Source organism: Pseudanabaena sp. lw0831 (assembly GCF_016584665.1).
Taxonomy (GTDB): Bacteria; Cyanobacteriota; Cyanobacteriia; order Pseudanabaenales; family Pseudanabaenaceae; genus Pseudanabaena.
In genome coordinates, this window is record NZ_BBJB01000002.1 from 20,896 (window position 1) to 36,613 (window position 15,718).

The following is a 15,718-nucleotide window of genomic DNA, read 5'->3' on the forward strand; positions in this document are numbered from 1 at the left end:
CAAAAGAGAGTGGCGGCGCAAAGCACCGCCACTCTCTTTTGGGTTTTATGTTTTGACTTCAACCATATATTGAATACGCTTTGAATTAAGATCCCACTCTGTCGCCTTAGCCATCAAATCTTGACCAGTGAGAGCAGAAAACCACCCTCCTAAAAAACCTGCCTCCACACTAAAAGATTTAACCTCAGCGTTAGTATTGATTTTCAATATTCCTGAATTCTCGATTGTCACTAGCAAAAGTCCATCTTGAGCATGAGTGAAATCAACAATGATTTTGCCTAGCCCATGTACTCCCCAAAGCTGCTGTAAGATCGCGAAAAACTCTGGAGCATTCATATTTGCGATCGCAGTTCCATAATAACCTTCAATTTCCTTAGAAACTCTAGAGTAAAAAGACTTGCCCCAACTATATCCAAAGGTGTAAAAAGCCATCGAAGCAGCTTCCCCAGCCTCAGCCAATAACGTTTCATGAATGCAATTGAGCAAGACTTCTGGAATTGCGATCAAACGTTTTCCATCTCGATTGGCTAAAAGCCCAGAGGCTGAGTCAGACTGTACATATGCTCTGGGTGAAAAGTAGTTGGAGGGTAATGACGCAGGACGTACTTTGGTTGAATTCATGATTATTTTCCTTAGAGATTTACAACAAAAAAGAACTATTTTTTTGTGGCGCGGCAGAGATGCGCCACAAAAAATAATTATTCTTACTTACCACTCATCATTTCATGAGCCATTTGCACATAGGGAGTCATCAATTCTACTTGATTTTCGGGCAGTCGCGCCTTAATTGCCTCCCCTAGAAACTTGTAGCCTTGATAGTTTAGCTGCATAGCCAGAAAGATATTCTGCTGCCAGTAAAGCACCCGATCTTTAAGCATTTCTGCATCTTCAAAGAGCATGGCAAGAGCAAGGCAGCGCAATCCCAAGGTCATATCACGTTGGCATCGATCTACACCCAGTGTATCCATCGGTCTAGCTTCAAAGCGATCTCCATTTCTCATAGCTGTCACGGCATGGCTAATGATTTCTGACTCCTTGCGCTCTATGGCGCTGTAGGCTAGTTTACGAGCCTGCCAAGTGGACAAAGTCTTGTCTAAAAGCTGAAAATCTTTAGCGTCAACGTAGTTTCCATCAGCATTCTTCAGTACGTTTTCTAGTAATGTAATCATTTTTATTACCTCTGTTTAGTTAATTCTTAAAACTTGAAATAGACTTGAAATCAAACTTCTTCATACAATCTTAAAAACCTATGTCACCTTCTGCGCCATCGGTGCAGGTTTTGGATTTGGCTTTTAATGGTGTCAAGACACTTAAAATCATTTAATCCCAACTAATCTTATCCTTGACGTAAGATATAGTCGATGAATTAGAAGTTTGGGTAGTGGATTGCCACTTCACTGTTGCAAATAGCTTCTCAACGGTCAGAGATTCAACATTATGTGAATTGCGAACGCCAACTAGTGGGGAAACATGCAGAACAACCCTCTTTTGCTGACTTGCTCTTGTACGGATATCAACAACAGTACTTGGGCGTTTACCAGTACTAGGGTTGAGCGATCGCTTAATCCAACGATTAAATCCACTCCAAATCCCCTTTAACCACCGCCACAACAAGCCCGATACATCTGTCTTCAAAATATTGACGGAACTGGGACTATTTTTCTTTTTCATGATTTATCCTGCCCAACTTAGGCTTTAACTAAAAGGTCAACTTCAAGGGGGATTTCTTCAGCACTGAAGCGTTGTTCGATCTCCGAAACAGTTGCGCCTGAAGACATCCAGAACTCGGCGGCGCGAATACGTTTCGCGGAGCCAACTAAAAAACGACAATAATCATTACCCATGGAATAGCATTGAACCTCTGTACTACTAAGATCTTTCTCGAAGATTACACTGAAGAATCCTGCTAATAGACCAGCATAAAGATGACATACTGGCTTACCAATTTGCCCCAAAGTCTTTGCCACAGCAGAGTCAAAGAGATCGACAAAAATAAAACCTTCTTTTAAAGAACTCATGTCTAAGCTCCATGTCCCCCAACCTTGAGCCGTTAGCGGCCACCACCAAGTTTCCATTGCAAAGGCAAGATTAGAGGTGGCTAAGGTCAGGTTGTAGTATTCCTTGAACCAGCTTGCGAACGCGATCGCATCTTGCTTACCCCAGTTTTGACCGATCATATAGAGTAGCCAACCAGCAGAGTCGCCCACTTCATGCTCTAAACCCTTCAGTAAGGAAACGATAAAATCTTCACCTACCAAGAGATTGCGTTGCTTGTGATAGTCTTTAATCTCTCCTTCCTTCATATTAAAATCAAAAAAGGTATAGCGGCTGTAATGACATACTTGCCATACTGATGGCATAGGCGTGGCTGGAGTCCGAAAGCTTGTAATCTCAGGCATGATCTAAATTTTCCTATTTAAAATTAGTTTTCAATTAAGTCCCTCAGCATAGTTAAGGAGTAAAACCAGAGCCTGTACTGCGCGGGTGGCAAAGGCTTCTAGGTTTTGCTTAGCTACTTATTTGATGGCACTGCGGGTTAGTAAAGTTCCCATCTCCCTCTCAAATTCCCGATCAACCTCTTGCATCCTCTGTAAAGCGGAGCGTAGAATTAACTTGCCCTCATATACGAGAGTCTCCCCAGTAATCGGGTGAATCAGAGATTGTTGCGCCTTTTTACCGACCAATGACTCTAGCTCAGCTTCAGAACCAACATATTTGCCTTTGGGGATTTCAACCACCAATCCAGCTTCAAGGATTTTACATTGACAGGCAAGACGAGCATTAGATTTCTCAATCCGCATTAGATTTAAGGTAATCAGTTCTTGCTCAGTTGGTGGAGTGAGACATTCCATCCCTTCTTGAACAAAAACATGGCAGGTAGCGCAACGACCTTGCCCCCCACAAGCTTTTAAGATCTTGGCATGGTTGCTGAGCAAAGCACTGAGCAGGCGAGTACCTTTAGCAGATTTGGTGGATTTCCCATCGATTGTGAGTGCGATCGCATCACCTTTAAGACTAGGAGCAGAAGATGATAAAGATAAAGCTTGCTTCTGGGCACGAATTACACTCGTCACATTTTGAATTACCTTTACAAATTGATTATGGTTGGCGGGGTCACTGCTGACTACATCATTAAACCCTTTCTTTTCCATAATCCAGTTACGGTAGAAGTCAGGGATCACAGCATCATGAGACACCATAATCACTGGCAAATCTTTCCACTCTTGGTGACAGATACGATAGATTTCAAAACAGCTACTCTGATCGACGTTACCAAGCAACAATAGATCGGTGGAACCAAAAGACATGGTTTCAATTAGTTCTGTGTATTCACCACAGATATAGATATTCCACTTGCCAATGTCTTGCACAGTCTGCAGCAACCGTTGCAGCACAATTGGATTGGATTCAGCAATCACGATCCTCAAGGTAGGATTATAAGGGCGATCACTCATTGAATTGTTGGAACTTTGCCCCGAACTTGACTGGTTTTTACTTTCGATATGGTTAACTTGGTTCATAATATTTGCCTTTTTTTAGATGGTTTCGCGATAATCTTGCACTATATTTAATCAACTTATTAACTAAATCAAGGCGATTGCTTGCAGTTGAGAAGACAGTTTACTCCGCTGACCTTGGGCGTTCAGGATCATCGCCAAGACGTAATCGGTGGGAATGGGAGGACAAAATAAGTACCCTTGGTAAGTATCACAACCCAAATAAGTTACTTGTTCGAGCTGCTGAAGTGTTTCCACACCTTCAGCAACCACTTCTACTCCTAACTTTATTGCCATATCAACAATTGCCTCTAATATAATGGAAACTGATTTTTGGTATCGAGAGTCTTGATGCACAAGCCCTTGAATGAATCGCCGATCAATTTTGATAATGCTAGTGGGCAATTCAGATATGTATTCTAAAGAGCAATAACTAGTACAAAAATCATCTAAGGCAATCTTAATCCCAAGTTCGCGCAGCCCCTGAAGCACAAATTTAATATCAGCCATATTCGTGATTGCGGAACTCTCCGTAACTTCAATGCCAATGCATGACGGTGGCAGATTATATTCTTGGAGTAAGGTTGCGATCACGGTCAAGCATTCCTTTTCTTGTAAATAACGGGTGGAAAAATTTAGGAATACGGGAACTGAAACGCCAAGCTCTTGCCAAGTCACAATTTGAGTAAGTGCTTTGCGAAGTAGCCATTTGTGAAACTTGGCAACTAAACTAGTTTCACTAACCTCTAAAGCTCCAATAAATTGTGCCGTATCGACATTGCCAAGAGCAGAGGATTGCCATCGAGTTAGGGCTTCCATACTAACGATTTTATTGCTGCTGACACTACTTTGAAGCTGATAATGTAGAAGCAATTCATTGTTGTTTATTGCTTCTTCGATTAATTGGGCGCTAATCTCATTTGTGTCTTTCATTTTGGGAATAACTGTTAGATGAATGATTGGATTGATTTGGGTGGGTAAAGATGGGTTCTCAGTGCCAAGTTAAGGCTTGTAGTTAGCCAAGAGAAATAATTTGATCGACTTGAATGGATAAATTACTACTCAGCACGATCGCAACATAACCACCAATGATGCGATCGCATTCCTTGAGAAATCCTCTAACCCAGAGCTTTAAACTTTGATACTGCTCATCAGTAAGTTGCTCGTCGGGAATATCTTCGCTGAAGTAAGAAATGCCCCCCGTATATTCAACTGACCAGCATCCGATCCAAGGATGCTCTAGTACAGTAGCAGTAAGAGCTTTTTTCCAATAGTTACCCAGCACCATTTCACCGAAGTATTTCTTGCTAAAATCAGTGAGTTGGTTAAGTGCAGATATTGCTTGCTGATAGGTTAAACCTTGAAGAGATGCTTGTGGAAGAATCGCAGTAGCTACTTCTACAAATTCGTTAACGTTCTCTTTGCCAAGCAACATTTGTTGCAGTTTTGCTTTTATCAAATGTATATTCTGAGGAGAACTGCTTAAAACTTCATAGACCCCCTTAGAGATTACCCAGTCTCGAAAAAATTGGTTGACGCTAATTCCATCAGTCAACAAAATTATCGGCACATTTTGAAATTGATTGGCATATCTACGATACGCTTCTAAAATACTGATTTCTGGCAAATTACCGAGAATGAATAAATCAGGAGTTTGTAAACCTATGGCTTGATCGATCTCCTCACAATTGCCACAACCCATAACCAGATGATGATCTTTTGTTAACGCATCAACCATTGAACGGCGAATTGACACATTTGATTCGGCAAGAACAACTACAAGCGATCGCTGATTAGTTGCACTTATAGTTACATTTTGGCTTTTTTTGCTTAGTAGTTGCATTTTCCTGTATTCCTTCCTTAGCTCGACTGAAAGAATCATAGGGTAGCAACTGGATAAAGCTTTAACTCGTTTTTTACAAATTAGTCGATTTTTGACATAAGTTTTCAACCAACAAAAAAGAGTTGCGGCGCGAAGCGCCGCAACTCTTTTTTGTTGGTTGAAAACTTACTTGGCTATAACTATACTTTGAAATTCTTTAGGAGTAACGCCCACCAACTTTAAGAAATGGCGGTTAAATTGGCTGTGAGTCGTAAACCCACATTCCAGAGCCACATCGTTAATTAGTTGATCCCGCTGTTTTAATAGGAGTTTTGCTTTTTCGATACGTTGCTGAATAATATACTGGTATGGTGAGCAACCAATTTCTTGACGAAAGAATCGACAGAAGTAAGCAGAATTCATGCCAATAGCTCCAGATAGCACATCCAAATTAATTTCATGGTGAAGATGATCTTCAATATAGACAAGCGTAGATTTTAGACGATAGCTAGCAGAAGCTTTTTCAGCTAAGGATTGATCTTTTTCGAGTTCAGATTTATTCTTTTGAGCCGCATGAGTCGATAGAGCTACTGCTATTGAGGAAAGAAGTTGTTCACGGCGAAAAGGCTTGAGTACATACCCCATAGGGCTGGTGAGTTGCGCCCGTTCAACCGTTTCGCGATCGCTAAAAGCTGTGAGGTAAAGGAAGGGAATATTGTATAAAGATTGAATATGGGCGGCAGTTTCGATCCCATCAATTTCTCCCTTAATCCGAATATCTAGCAAGATCAGATCGGGCTGTAATTCGATGGTTTTTCTAATTGCGGTTTGACCATCAGATGCGATCGCACAAACACAATATCCCTCATCCTGTAAAAGTTGAGAAATATGCTGAGCCACCAATCTTTCATCTTCGACAATCAATGTTTGAATGGGCATATTCATTCATAAACAACTTTTTTGAAATTACCGCACATCGCAATTATATCACTTAGATAGCATTGAAAGTTCTACATGTTTTGGCGCAGCAATAACCAATTTTGGGATTTGCTGCGCTAGCGGTGCGGTGATTTTCCTTTATATTACGCAAGATTTGGGAAAGAGATCCGAATCATTAAGCCATTTTTGCCATCATAGATCAAATTCCCTTCTAATTGTTCGGTTAAGCTTTGAATTAGTTGTATTCCCAAACCTTCCGAATTTTCTAGCTCGAAACCCTCTGGTAGTCCCACCCCATTATCAGATACAGTCAGAATTATTTGGTGGGTTTCTTGAATGAGACTAATCTTGATCTGACCATGCTTTTCAGAGAAAGCATACTTCAAGGCATTGGAAACTAGCTCATTAATAATTAAGCCCAATGGGATCGATTGATCTAGAGATAGAAAAATATCTCCAACCTCTATCTCTAGATGGATCAGTTCTACGCTAATTCCGTAGCATTCAAACAGGTTGGCAGTTAAGTTGCTAATGTAGTTATGGAAATCAATATGTGCAAGATCATCACTCCGATAAAGTTGTTCGTGAATCAGTGACATAGCGAGAATACGATTTTGATATTCTTCGGTAAGGATCTTAATCTCAGATGGAGCATTACGGAACTGTAAGTATAGAATACTAGACATGACTTGCAGGTTGTTTTTGACTCTATGGTGAATCTCCTTGAGTAAAACTTTTTTCTGGTTCAATTCATTCATCAGTTGCCGTTCAAATTGCTGACGATTATGCAATTCGATCTGGACTTGTTCATAGAGACTAGCTTGTTGAATCGCGATCGCTAATTGATTGGCAATTTGTTTTAATAAATCTACTTCCTCTTGTTGCCAGTGACGATATTGAGCGCAGGAATGAACTATTAATAGTCCCCATAACTGATCGTTTTTTTTACAATCAGCACGATTGATTTCTTGAGGCTTTCCCGAATCAGTATATTGGATTATTGGAATAACAATTTGAGATTTAATGCTAGCTAGTTTAACAAACTTTTGGGAGTATTCATTTGAAGTTACATCTGAACCATCTAGTACAACATCGCGGCTGAAATTAAGGTGGTAATTAATGGACTTAACGGCTATGTCAGAAGAATAAAGGGCAAGATCGTGGTTAAGATTAAGGTGATAATTAATTGCCTCAATCGTAAAATAATTATCTGCGATATCCATATCAATAATTGATAGATATTCGGGGTTGACCATTTCTTTCACAACTTTGGTAAAACCATCTATGAATTGAAAGATAACAACGCGATCGCCATTTAACAATCTTTTGATTTCATTAACAGCGGTGGTCAGGATCTCGTTTATATTGAGGGATTGGTGAATTTGTTGGGTAATATGTGTCATGAAGTGTTGACGCTCCATTTGCTGCTTTAATGTCGCCGCTGTCTGGCTCAGAGCTTCTCGGCTTTGGGTTATTTCGATTTCGATTTGTTTGCGCTGGGTGACATCTTGAGCAAGGGACAACATAGAAATCAGGTTTCCATTCTCATCCATAAGTACTGAGTTGTACCATTCGCAATGGATGACTGTGCCATCTTTTTGGTAGTTGCGATTTTGGCAGGTTTGAGGAATGCCTTTCATCAATAGTTCTGCAATCTTTTTTACATGTGGTATATCATCCTCAAAGATGAGTTGGCACTCATAAATCCCTTTGCCTAAGACTTCCTCGGCTTTCCAACCAAATATTTTTTCAGCTTGCTGTGACCAGTATTCCACCCGAAATTCTCGATCCCAACGAATAGTTGCTAAAGGAGAGTTCTCAATATGATAGTTCAATTCTTTTTGCGATCTTGCTAACTTAAACTCAGCCATTTTGCGATCGCTAATATCTCTTTGCGCGCCAAAGTGTCCAGTTATTCTACCTTCTTGATCGTATAAGCAGATATAGTCTCCTTCTACCCACATTTGAGAACCATCAAGTCGCCTTTCGGTTGTATCTACATACAATCTTCCTAGGTCAAAAAGACTTCTCCAAGCAGCTTTACCTTGCTCTATATCATGAGAAAAGAAATCTATAGGAGTAGCACCTAAAAGCTCCTCTTCCTTTGCCTTATACTGATCGAGCATGGCTTGGTTGGCTCTAGTTATCCTGTGGTGTGAAAAAATATAATCAAGCGCCGCTTCTTTATCAATGCTGTTATCCCAAGTAATTGGCTGATCTAACATCATAAAGAAAAAGCCTTCTAAGGAATTATTGAAAAACAAATCAAGCAACTGTTTGCTCTCAGCAAGAGATCTCTCAGCTTGTTTGCGATCGCTGATATCAGTCAATGTGCCAATGTAGCCAGTTACAGTACCACTAGCATCAACTTCCTTTGCTACTTGAACGTAGTACCAATTAATGCTGCCATCTGGACGTAAATACCGTCCCTCACTTTGATTAATAATCGCACTGGAAGAAGCAAATCCTTCAGACCAATGGGCAATCATATATTCTCGGTCTTCTGGTGGTAAGGCTTCCATCCATCCAAAGCCTAATGCAGATTCTTTCGATCTACCTGTCATCTCAGACCAGCGATCATTGACATAGATGCAGTTCAAAGGTTTATCAAAACGAAAGATCCCCACAGGACTAAACTCAGAGAGTACTCGATAGCGAGTTTCACTTTCTTGGAGAGCAATTGTGCGTTGCTCCACCCGCATCTCTAGTTCTTGATTTAATAAATGTAACTCTTGAGTTGCGCGATCGCGCTCTAAAGCAATTCCTGCAATATTTGCAGCTAGTGACACAATTTCTAGTTCTTGGGCTTTGGGAGTATAAATTTCGCGGTGATACACTCCAAAAGCACCTAAGATAAGACCTTCACTGGTTATGATGGGAAATGACCAACAAGCACGTAATCCATGCTCTAGAGCCAATTCCCTATAGTCCTTCCATAGGAAATCGGTGGCAATATCGGAAACAATTACAGGCTCTTTGCGAAAGACTGTCGTACCACAGGAACCCACACCCTCGCCAATAGATATGCCATCGATTGCTTTCATATAGGATTCTGATAACTGAGGAGCCGAACCGTGGTGTAGTTTTCCATGGCGATCGCAAACTAAAATCGAACATAGAGCATTACCTAGCTGCGACTCGATCGCGAGAACCAACATATCTAGAATTTTAGAAAGCTTTTCACCTTTAGCAATCTTTTCTAAAATCGCATTCTGAATTTTCAACAAATTCTCATTAGCTTGGCGATCGCGTAGTTCTTTATGCAACTGCCTCGATAACAAGTTATGGATAGACAGTAGAAAATCACTGCTGTGCTGAGGTTTCTCTACTCCTCCAATTTCATGTTTTTGTAATTTGAGTTCTGTTTCAGCTAATTTTTGTTTTAGTGCAGCCTTTGCGATCGCCTGACCAATGGCAAAAGATATTAGTTCGGGAGTCAGTGTTTCTTTAGCAAGACAATCTTCAGTATTTTGGCTAACGATATCCGCATTCTTGGCTTCACATAAGATCACCACAGGCACAAAAGCTATGTTGATTTGCAGGAGTATCTCTCTATCAATCGGGTTGGATAATTCCCAATCTAGGACAATACATGCAGATGGATCTTGTTGGTAGGTGGCTAAGGCTGCGGCGGCTGACTCGCATCGCTGGATTTGATCGGAATATTGGCGATCGCTACTCCATAGATGACTGTAATCAAGGTTACTTGTAACAATCAAAATCCTAAAATTATTGTCAGCACCTAAACTAATCATCGCAGAAGCCCACCGTAAAAATAATATTGTACTAACTACCGCAGTTAGTGGTACAAAGCCAAAACCCAAAAGATAGTTGCGGCGCTTTGCGCCGCAACTATCTTTTGGGTTTTACCGCTGAAATTGCGATAAAAACTCTAACATCAACTCCTCTTCTGTCATTTGCTGCTGCATCAAATCAGTGGGACCTCTCAAAAACTCTTGAATCGTGATGCGGCGATCGCGAAAATCAAGCACAAATTTATGTAGTTGTTCAACGACTTCGACATGAGCCTCAACCTCAAATAAAGCCTCACCAATAGGATCGCCGCCATATTTAGTAATCTTCTTAAAAACAGCAGTCATTTCACCCTGTTGAGTTTTCTTTGTGAGTTTAAGTTGCTGCTTGAGAGTAGTAAGCTGCTCCTTAAGAAAAGAATTTTCTGACTCCACTTTTGCGCAATGTCGGGTCAGATCATCGGAACTATCGCGATCGATCAGTGCTTCCAGTTCTTGCTGCTTCTCAATCTCCAAAAGTCTCGCCAAGTCGCCATTTTGATAAGCTAGATTAATTTCCTTCATCACCTCAGTCCGAAAAGCTTTTTCCACTTCATCAGTAACTTTGTCAGGATGAAAGCGATCGGCAAGACGCAAAAAAAGCTGGCGAATTTTTTTTAGATCGTCGCGATCGGGTCTTGCAATATCTTCCATGACTTCCTGATGAGATCTCCCCTCATAGCCTCTCCATTCCGTCTCTTCCTCAGAATCATCAACTTCCACATCAGCACTAGAGGGTAACTGCTGAGGACTGATCAGCCCATCTGCTTGGAGATGGTAGTAAACTGACTCAATATCTTTTCGAGATTTCTTCCCCAACTTTCTAACAGCAAAGATTTCCTTAAATACATCATGGATTTGGCGATCGAGTTCCAATATTTTTTGACGAAAAGGGGCGATGCGCTGAGCAATCTGAATCCCAACGTCCTTAATGCTATCGTTGAGATTGTTTAACTTAGTACGGTTTGACTCAATTTGTTTGAGTAATTTCTCATTTTCTTTTTCCAGAAAATTGAGCCGATTCCGCAAGTCAGAAAGACCAAGGCTACCTTGAGAAGGTATAGCTGGAGAAGGATTAGAGGTTTTAGATTGTCGCGCCATAGAGTTTAAATGAGGAAGAGCTAAGTGTCAAAACTGTCATCCAGTAAAATCGTACCATCTGTATCTACGATCGCATTTTAATTTGCGATCGCGATCCACCTTTCCACGCTTCTTTTATCTAACTTCTTTGTTCTTTACCAAAAAAGTAGTATGACAAGAATTGGACTGGAGCAAATGGCACTGGTCGGTTAAGACGTGAGGGAAGTAAAGCCTCGCAATGATAGCAACTCCAGCATAGAAATCGGTCGATGATATAGTCCGATCCCCATAGCTGGAGTCTTGTTTTTCGGAAGGCTATGGTCAGAAATGAGTCAGCGCGTAATTCTTGATACTGGTGTTTCATCTAAAAAGATCGCTGATCGCCTGTCTAAAAACCTTGTAAAATATTGTGAATCTGATCGATTAGGGTGAATTATGATTACGTTTGAAAGTGCGCTTGATGCGGTTAGTCAGTTGTCAATCGATCAGCAGGAAATGTTAATTGATATTCTCAAAAAACGTAATGCTGAGGTGAGAAGGCGGCAAATTCTGGAGGAATGTCGTGAGGGATTGGCTGAGTATCGCTCTGGTGGATTAAAGGCTCAGACTGCGGAGGAAGCGATCGCCGATCTGCGTAGTTATGTACAATCTTGATAGTGATTTAGTGAGGTCTTGCGAATGAAATATCTAGCGCGAATTACATTGGATTCTCAAGTGATGGGTGGTAAGCCTTGCATTCGGGGAATGCGGGTGACTGTGGGTACATTGGTTGGACTATTGGCAGTTGGACATTCGGTTGAAGAAATTTTAAATGCTTATCCTTATTTAGAGAAGGAGGATATTATGGCGGCGTTGTCCTATGCGGCTTGGCGGTCTGAGGAGGTTGAGGTTGCTTTGGTGTCGGCATGAAGATCTTGATTGATATGAATTTGTCGCCTGATTGGGTAAATTATTTTGCAGCATCTGGAATAGAAGCTATACACTGGTCAAGAGTGGGTAGCGCATCGGCAAAGGATCGAGAAATTATGGAATATGCTCCAGCCAATGGTTTTATTGTGTTTACGCATGATCTTGATTTTGGGGCAATTCTGGCGGCGACTCAGGCTGATGCGCCTAGTGTGTTACAAATTCGTACTCAGGAAACTTTTGCTGGTGTAATTGGAGATGTGGTAATGGCTGGTATCGCACAGTTTCGTGAAGAGCTTGAAACTGGTGCGTTAGTTTCTATTGATATGCAGCGATCGAAGGTAAGAATTTTACCAATTCGCAAAAATTAGCCTTATCCTAAAAACAAACTTTTTCCTTTTTCCTTTTTCCTTTTTCCTTTTTCCTTATGAATGATGCAGAGCTATTGGCAATAATCGCACAAGCAGAACGTGAGGGCTGGACAGAACTCGATCTATCGGGAAACGATCTGTCCGAGTTACCTATGGAAATTGGAAAGTTAACACAACTTGAGACTTTGATTTTGGGAAAGAGGCTTGAAGATTCTGAAAAAGTAAGAAATCGCTATCTTCAAAAGATTTCGGGCAATAATTTAAAAATGCTTCCACTGGAACTATTGAATTTGCCTAACTTACGTAAGTTGGATCTAAGTGGCAACCCTTTGGAGAGCATTCCGATTGTGATAACTCAAATGTTGCAATTAGAAGAACTCTCTTTACTTCGGGTAGCGCTAAATAAAATACCAGATGAGATATCCAACTTAGTCAATCTCAGACAGCTTGACCTCCGTTACAACAAAATCACTCAGATACCAGATGCATTAGCAAATTTAGCTAATCTCACACAGCTTGACCTCCGTTCCAACCAAATTACCCAGATACCAGATGCAATCACCAACTTAGCCAATCTTACACAGCTTTACCTCAGTTCCAACCAAATTACTCAGATACCAGATGCAATTGCCAACTTAGCCAATCTTACACAGCTTTACCTCAGTTCCAACCAAATTACTCAGATACCAGATGCAATTGCCAGCTTAACCAAGCTTACACAGCTTTACCTCAGCTCTAACCAAATTACTCAGATACCAGATACGATCATCAACTTAGCCAATCTTACTAGCCTTGACCTTTCTTATAATCAAATTAAGGAAATTACAAAGCAAGTTTTATTATTACCAAATTTACAGAAATTTTATTTGGAAGGAAGTCAGCTTCTCGAACTAACAAAACTATATGCACAAAAAAATAATCTTACTATAGCGCCAGAAATTCTTTCGTCAAGTAATGATAATGGACAAAGTGCATTTGATTATGTCAGTCAACTAATACTAGTAAGTAATCGACCACTACATGAAGCCAAACTCTTACTGATCGGACAAGGAAGTGTCGGCAAAACATCTCTAATGGAAAGGTTGATTCGCGATCAATATGACAAAAATCAAGTTCAAACTGATGGACTCAATGTCGAAACTTGGAACGTCGAGGTCAATAGCAAAGACATTCGCCTCAATGTTTGGGACTTTGGCGGACAGGAAATCTATCATGCCACCCATCAATTTTTCCTAACCAAGCGTAGCCTCTATCTGCTAGTTTGCAACTGTCGCACCAGCGAAGAAGAGAACCGCATCGAATATTGGTTAAAACTGATCGAAAGCTTTGGCGGTAAATCACCTGTGATTATTGTCGGCAACAAAAAAGACGAACAACCCCTCGACATCAACCGCAAGGCTCTCCGCGAAAAATATCCCAATATCAAAGCAATTATCGAAACATCTTGCTCAAAGAATGAAGGAATTGATGAACTTCGCGCCGCTATTTTGAAGCAAGTTGGCGACCTCAAAGAAGTCTATGATCTGCTTCCCTTGACATGGTTTGAAGTCAAACAACAACTCGAATCCATGCCCGAAGACTTCATTACCTACAATCGCTACCTCAACATTTGCCACGAAAATAAAATCCCCGAAGAACAAAACCAAGAACAACTAATTGACCTGCTCCATCGTCTCGGCTTAGTTCTCAACTTCCGCGATCACCCCATCCTCAAGGATACCAACGTTCTTAAACCCAACTGGGTGTCAGAAGGCATTTATGCCCTGCTCAGCGATGAAGAACTCAAAACCAAAACCAAAGGCATTTTCACCCCCGCAGACCTCACCCGCATCCTCGATCCAGAACGCTATCCCACCAAGCGCCACACCTACTTAATCGAATTAATGAAAGAATTCGAGCTTGGTTTTGCATTAGCCTGTCACCCACCTCAATTCCTAATCGCGGGACTATTGCCAAAAGATCAACCAGACAAAACCGAACTCCAAGGCGAAACCCTCGAATTTCAATACCATTACAAAGTTCTCCCTGAAAGCATCATCTCTCGCTTCATCGTCAATGAACACGATCGCATTCACAACCATACCTACTGGCGCAGTGGCGTAATGCTGCAATACCAAGAAAACAACGAAACCTACAACATCGCCCGTATTAAAGCCGATCCTGAAGACAAAAAAATCTTCATCGCCATTAGCGGACGCAAAGAAACCCGCCGACTATTTTTAGGTGTTCTCCGCGACACCTTCAAAAGAATCCACAACACCCTCCCTAACCTCGAAATCACCGAATGGGTTCCCGTCCCCAATCATCCCAAACACGATCCGCTCAAATACACTGAACTCCTTGGACTTGAAGCAATGGGTGAAACTAACAAAATAATTGGTGAACTCAAACTAAAACTCGATTTACGTCAATTACTAGACGGCTATGAATCCTTAGAATCTCGTCAAAAAGTGATCAGAGGTGATGACATTAGTAGTATTGAAGATAGGCGATCGCGCAATGAAAAAGCTGAAAATCGAGGCGACACCTATCACTTCTACGCAGAAACAGGACAGGTAATTACGGGCAGTGTAAAACCCGCAGGAAACAATATTGGAACTCAGAACAATAACCTCAGTCAAAACCCTGTACCCGAAGTATCACAACCAAATAAAACCAACAGCGCAACTAAACCCATGAAAACAATCCTCATGCTAGCGGCAAATCCTAAAAATTCAGTCTCTCTACGACTACAAGAAGAAGAACGCGACATCAAAGAACGTCTACGCCTCGCAGGTTATGGCACAGAACCCATCAAAACTGCTGTGGCTGTTCGTCCTAGAGATATCCAGCAAGCCATGCTAGACTTCAAACCGCAAATCATTCATTTCTCAGGGCATGGAGCCGATGAAGATGGATTAGTATTTGAAGATATTAATGGACAGTCTAAATTAATTGGTGGAGAAGACTTAGCCGATCTCTTTGACTTATTTAGCGATCGCATTGAATGCGTTGTCCTCAATGCTTGCTATAGCGAAACCCAAGCCGAAGCAATCCGCCAAAACATCAAATATGTAATTGGCATGAATCAAACTATCGACGATCTCGCCGCCATTGAGTTTGCCGTTGGTTTTTATGCAGCGATCGGTGCAGGAGAAACTTACGAGTTTGCCTTCAAACTAGGCTGTAGCGCTATCCGCCTAGCAGGAATTAAGGAATATACAACTCCTCAGCTTTTGAAGAAATAAATGTAGGATGGGTTAGCGATCGCGTAACCCATCAACCTCACAACGCAGCTCCAATTTATCGATGAAACCAAAATATCCCTTTGAA

General features: G+C 41.2%; 14 protein-coding genes. 4 read left to right on the forward strand and 10 right to left on the reverse strand.

The window, feature by feature from the left end:
- Positions 1–45 precede the first annotated feature (45 nt).
- From APA_RS00370 to APA_RS00415, 10 genes are all read right to left on the reverse strand, one after another.
- Positions 46–621: a hypothetical protein gene (locus tag APA_RS00370; RefSeq protein WP_201320341.1), complete on the reverse strand. Its 576-nt coding sequence runs from the start codon at positions 619–621 to the stop codon at positions 46–48.
- A gap of 83 nt (positions 622–704) precedes the next feature.
- Positions 705–1,169: a phycobilisome protein gene (locus APA_RS00375; protein WP_201320342.1), complete on the reverse strand. Its 465-nt coding sequence runs from the start codon at positions 1,167–1,169 to the stop codon at positions 705–707.
- Between the two features lie 151 nt (positions 1,170–1,320).
- The gene (locus APA_RS00380; protein ID WP_201320343.1) at positions 1,321–1,671 is read right to left on the reverse strand and encodes a hypothetical protein; all 351 of its coding nucleotides are present in this window, start codon (positions 1,669–1,671) and stop codon (positions 1,321–1,323) included.
- Positions 1,672–1,688: 17 nt separating this feature from the next.
- Complete coding sequence (locus tag APA_RS00385) at positions 1,689–2,399, reverse strand: V4R domain-containing protein (protein WP_201320344.1); 711 nt, start codon at positions 2,397–2,399, stop codon at positions 1,689–1,691.
- A gap of 117 nt (positions 2,400–2,516) precedes the next feature.
- Complete coding sequence (locus tag APA_RS00390; protein ID WP_236579343.1) at positions 2,517–3,521, reverse strand: 2Fe-2S iron-sulfur cluster-binding protein; 1,005 nt, start codon at positions 3,519–3,521, stop codon at positions 2,517–2,519.
- Positions 3,522–3,584: 63 nt separating this feature from the next.
- The gene (locus APA_RS00395; RefSeq protein WP_201320345.1) at positions 3,585–4,430 is read right to left on the reverse strand and encodes an EAL domain-containing protein; all 846 of its coding nucleotides are present in this window, start codon (positions 4,428–4,430) and stop codon (positions 3,585–3,587) included.
- Between the two features lie 82 nt (positions 4,431–4,512).
- Positions 4,513–5,340, reverse strand: coding sequence for a response regulator (locus APA_RS00400; RefSeq protein WP_201320346.1), 828 nt, complete (start codon positions 5,338–5,340; stop codon positions 4,513–4,515).
- A 165-nt stretch (positions 5,341–5,505) separates the two neighbouring features.
- On the reverse strand, positions 5,506–6,258 hold the full coding sequence (locus APA_RS00405; RefSeq protein WP_201320347.1) for a response regulator transcription factor: 753 nt from the start codon (positions 6,256–6,258) through the stop codon (positions 5,506–5,508).
- Positions 6,259–6,401: 143 nt separating this feature from the next.
- Positions 6,402–10,013: a PAS domain S-box protein gene (locus APA_RS00410; protein ID WP_201320348.1), complete on the reverse strand. Its 3,612-nt coding sequence runs from the start codon at positions 10,011–10,013 to the stop codon at positions 6,402–6,404.
- Between the two features lie 111 nt (positions 10,014–10,124).
- Positions 10,125–11,150: a J domain-containing protein gene (locus tag APA_RS00415; RefSeq protein ID WP_201320349.1), complete on the reverse strand. Its 1,026-nt coding sequence runs from the start codon at positions 11,148–11,150 to the stop codon at positions 10,125–10,127.
- 414 nt (positions 11,151–11,564) lie between these two features.
- Here APA_RS00415 and APA_RS00420 point away from each other — a divergent pair, with 414 nt between their 5' ends.
- The 4 genes from APA_RS00420 to APA_RS00435 are packed head-to-tail and all read left to right on the forward strand — an operon-like array spanning position 11,565 to position 15,633.
- The gene (locus tag APA_RS00420) at positions 11,565–11,783 is read left to right on the forward strand and encodes a hypothetical protein (RefSeq protein ID WP_201320350.1); all 219 of its coding nucleotides are present in this window, start codon (positions 11,565–11,567) and stop codon (positions 11,781–11,783) included.
- Between the two features lie 24 nt (positions 11,784–11,807).
- A complete protein-coding gene (locus APA_RS00425) occupies positions 11,808–12,038 on the forward strand; it encodes a DUF433 domain-containing protein (RefSeq protein WP_103669454.1) in 231 nt (76 codons plus the stop codon).
- Positions 12,035–12,406: a DUF5615 family PIN-like protein gene (locus APA_RS00430; RefSeq protein WP_201320351.1), complete on the forward strand. Its 372-nt coding sequence runs from the start codon at positions 12,035–12,037 to the stop codon at positions 12,404–12,406. The genes APA_RS00425 and APA_RS00430 overlap by 4 nt, the downstream gene beginning before the upstream one ends.
- A 56-nt stretch (positions 12,407–12,462) precedes the next feature.
- Complete coding sequence (locus tag APA_RS00435; protein ID WP_201320352.1) at positions 12,463–15,633, forward strand: leucine-rich repeat protein; 3,171 nt, start codon at positions 12,463–12,465, stop codon at positions 15,631–15,633.
- Positions 15,634–15,718 lie beyond the last annotated feature (85 nt).

Excerpts from the sequence above, each read along its gene's own strand:
- APA_RS00395 (WP_201320345.1), bottom strand. The coding sequence starts at position 4,430 with ATGAAAGACACAAATGAGATTAGCGCCCAATTAATCGAAGAAGCAATA.
- APA_RS00380 (WP_201320343.1), bottom strand. The coding sequence starts at position 1,671 with ATGAAAAAGAAAAATAGTCCCAGTTCCGTCAATATTTTGAAGACAGAT.
- APA_RS00385 (WP_201320344.1), bottom strand. The coding sequence starts at position 2,399 with ATGCCTGAGATTACAAGCTTTCGGACTCCAGCCACGCCTATGCCATCA.
- APA_RS00430 (WP_201320351.1), top strand. The coding sequence starts at position 12,035 with ATGAAGATCTTGATTGATATGAATTTGTCGCCTGATTGGGTAAATTAT.
- APA_RS00390 (WP_236579343.1), bottom strand. The coding sequence starts at position 3,521 with ATGAACCAAGTTAACCATATCGAAAGTAAAAACCAGTCAAGTTCGGGG.
- APA_RS00405 (WP_201320347.1), bottom strand. The coding sequence starts at position 6,258 with ATGCCCATTCAAACATTGATTGTCGAAGATGAAAGATTGGTGGCTCAG.
- APA_RS00420 (WP_201320350.1), top strand. The coding sequence starts at position 11,565 with ATGATTACGTTTGAAAGTGCGCTTGATGCGGTTAGTCAGTTGTCAATC.
- APA_RS00425 (WP_103669454.1), top strand. The coding sequence starts at position 11,808 with ATGAAATATCTAGCGCGAATTACATTGGATTCTCAAGTGATGGGTGGT.
- APA_RS00400 (WP_201320346.1), bottom strand. The coding sequence starts at position 5,340 with ATGCAACTACTAAGCAAAAAAAGCCAAAATGTAACTATAAGTGCAACT.
- APA_RS00415 (WP_201320349.1), bottom strand. The coding sequence starts at position 11,150 with ATGGCGCGACAATCTAAAACCTCTAATCCTTCTCCAGCTATACCTTCT.
- APA_RS00375 (WP_201320342.1), bottom strand. The coding sequence starts at position 1,169 with ATGATTACATTACTAGAAAACGTACTGAAGAATGCTGATGGAAACTAC.
- APA_RS00435 (WP_201320352.1), top strand. The coding sequence starts at position 12,463 with ATGAATGATGCAGAGCTATTGGCAATAATCGCACAAGCAGAACGTGAG.
- APA_RS00370 (WP_201320341.1), bottom strand. The coding sequence starts at position 621 with ATGAATTCAACCAAAGTACGTCCTGCGTCATTACCCTCCAACTACTTT.
- APA_RS00410 (WP_201320348.1), bottom strand. The coding sequence starts at position 10,013 with ATGATTAGTTTAGGTGCTGACAATAATTTTAGGATTTTGATTGTTACA.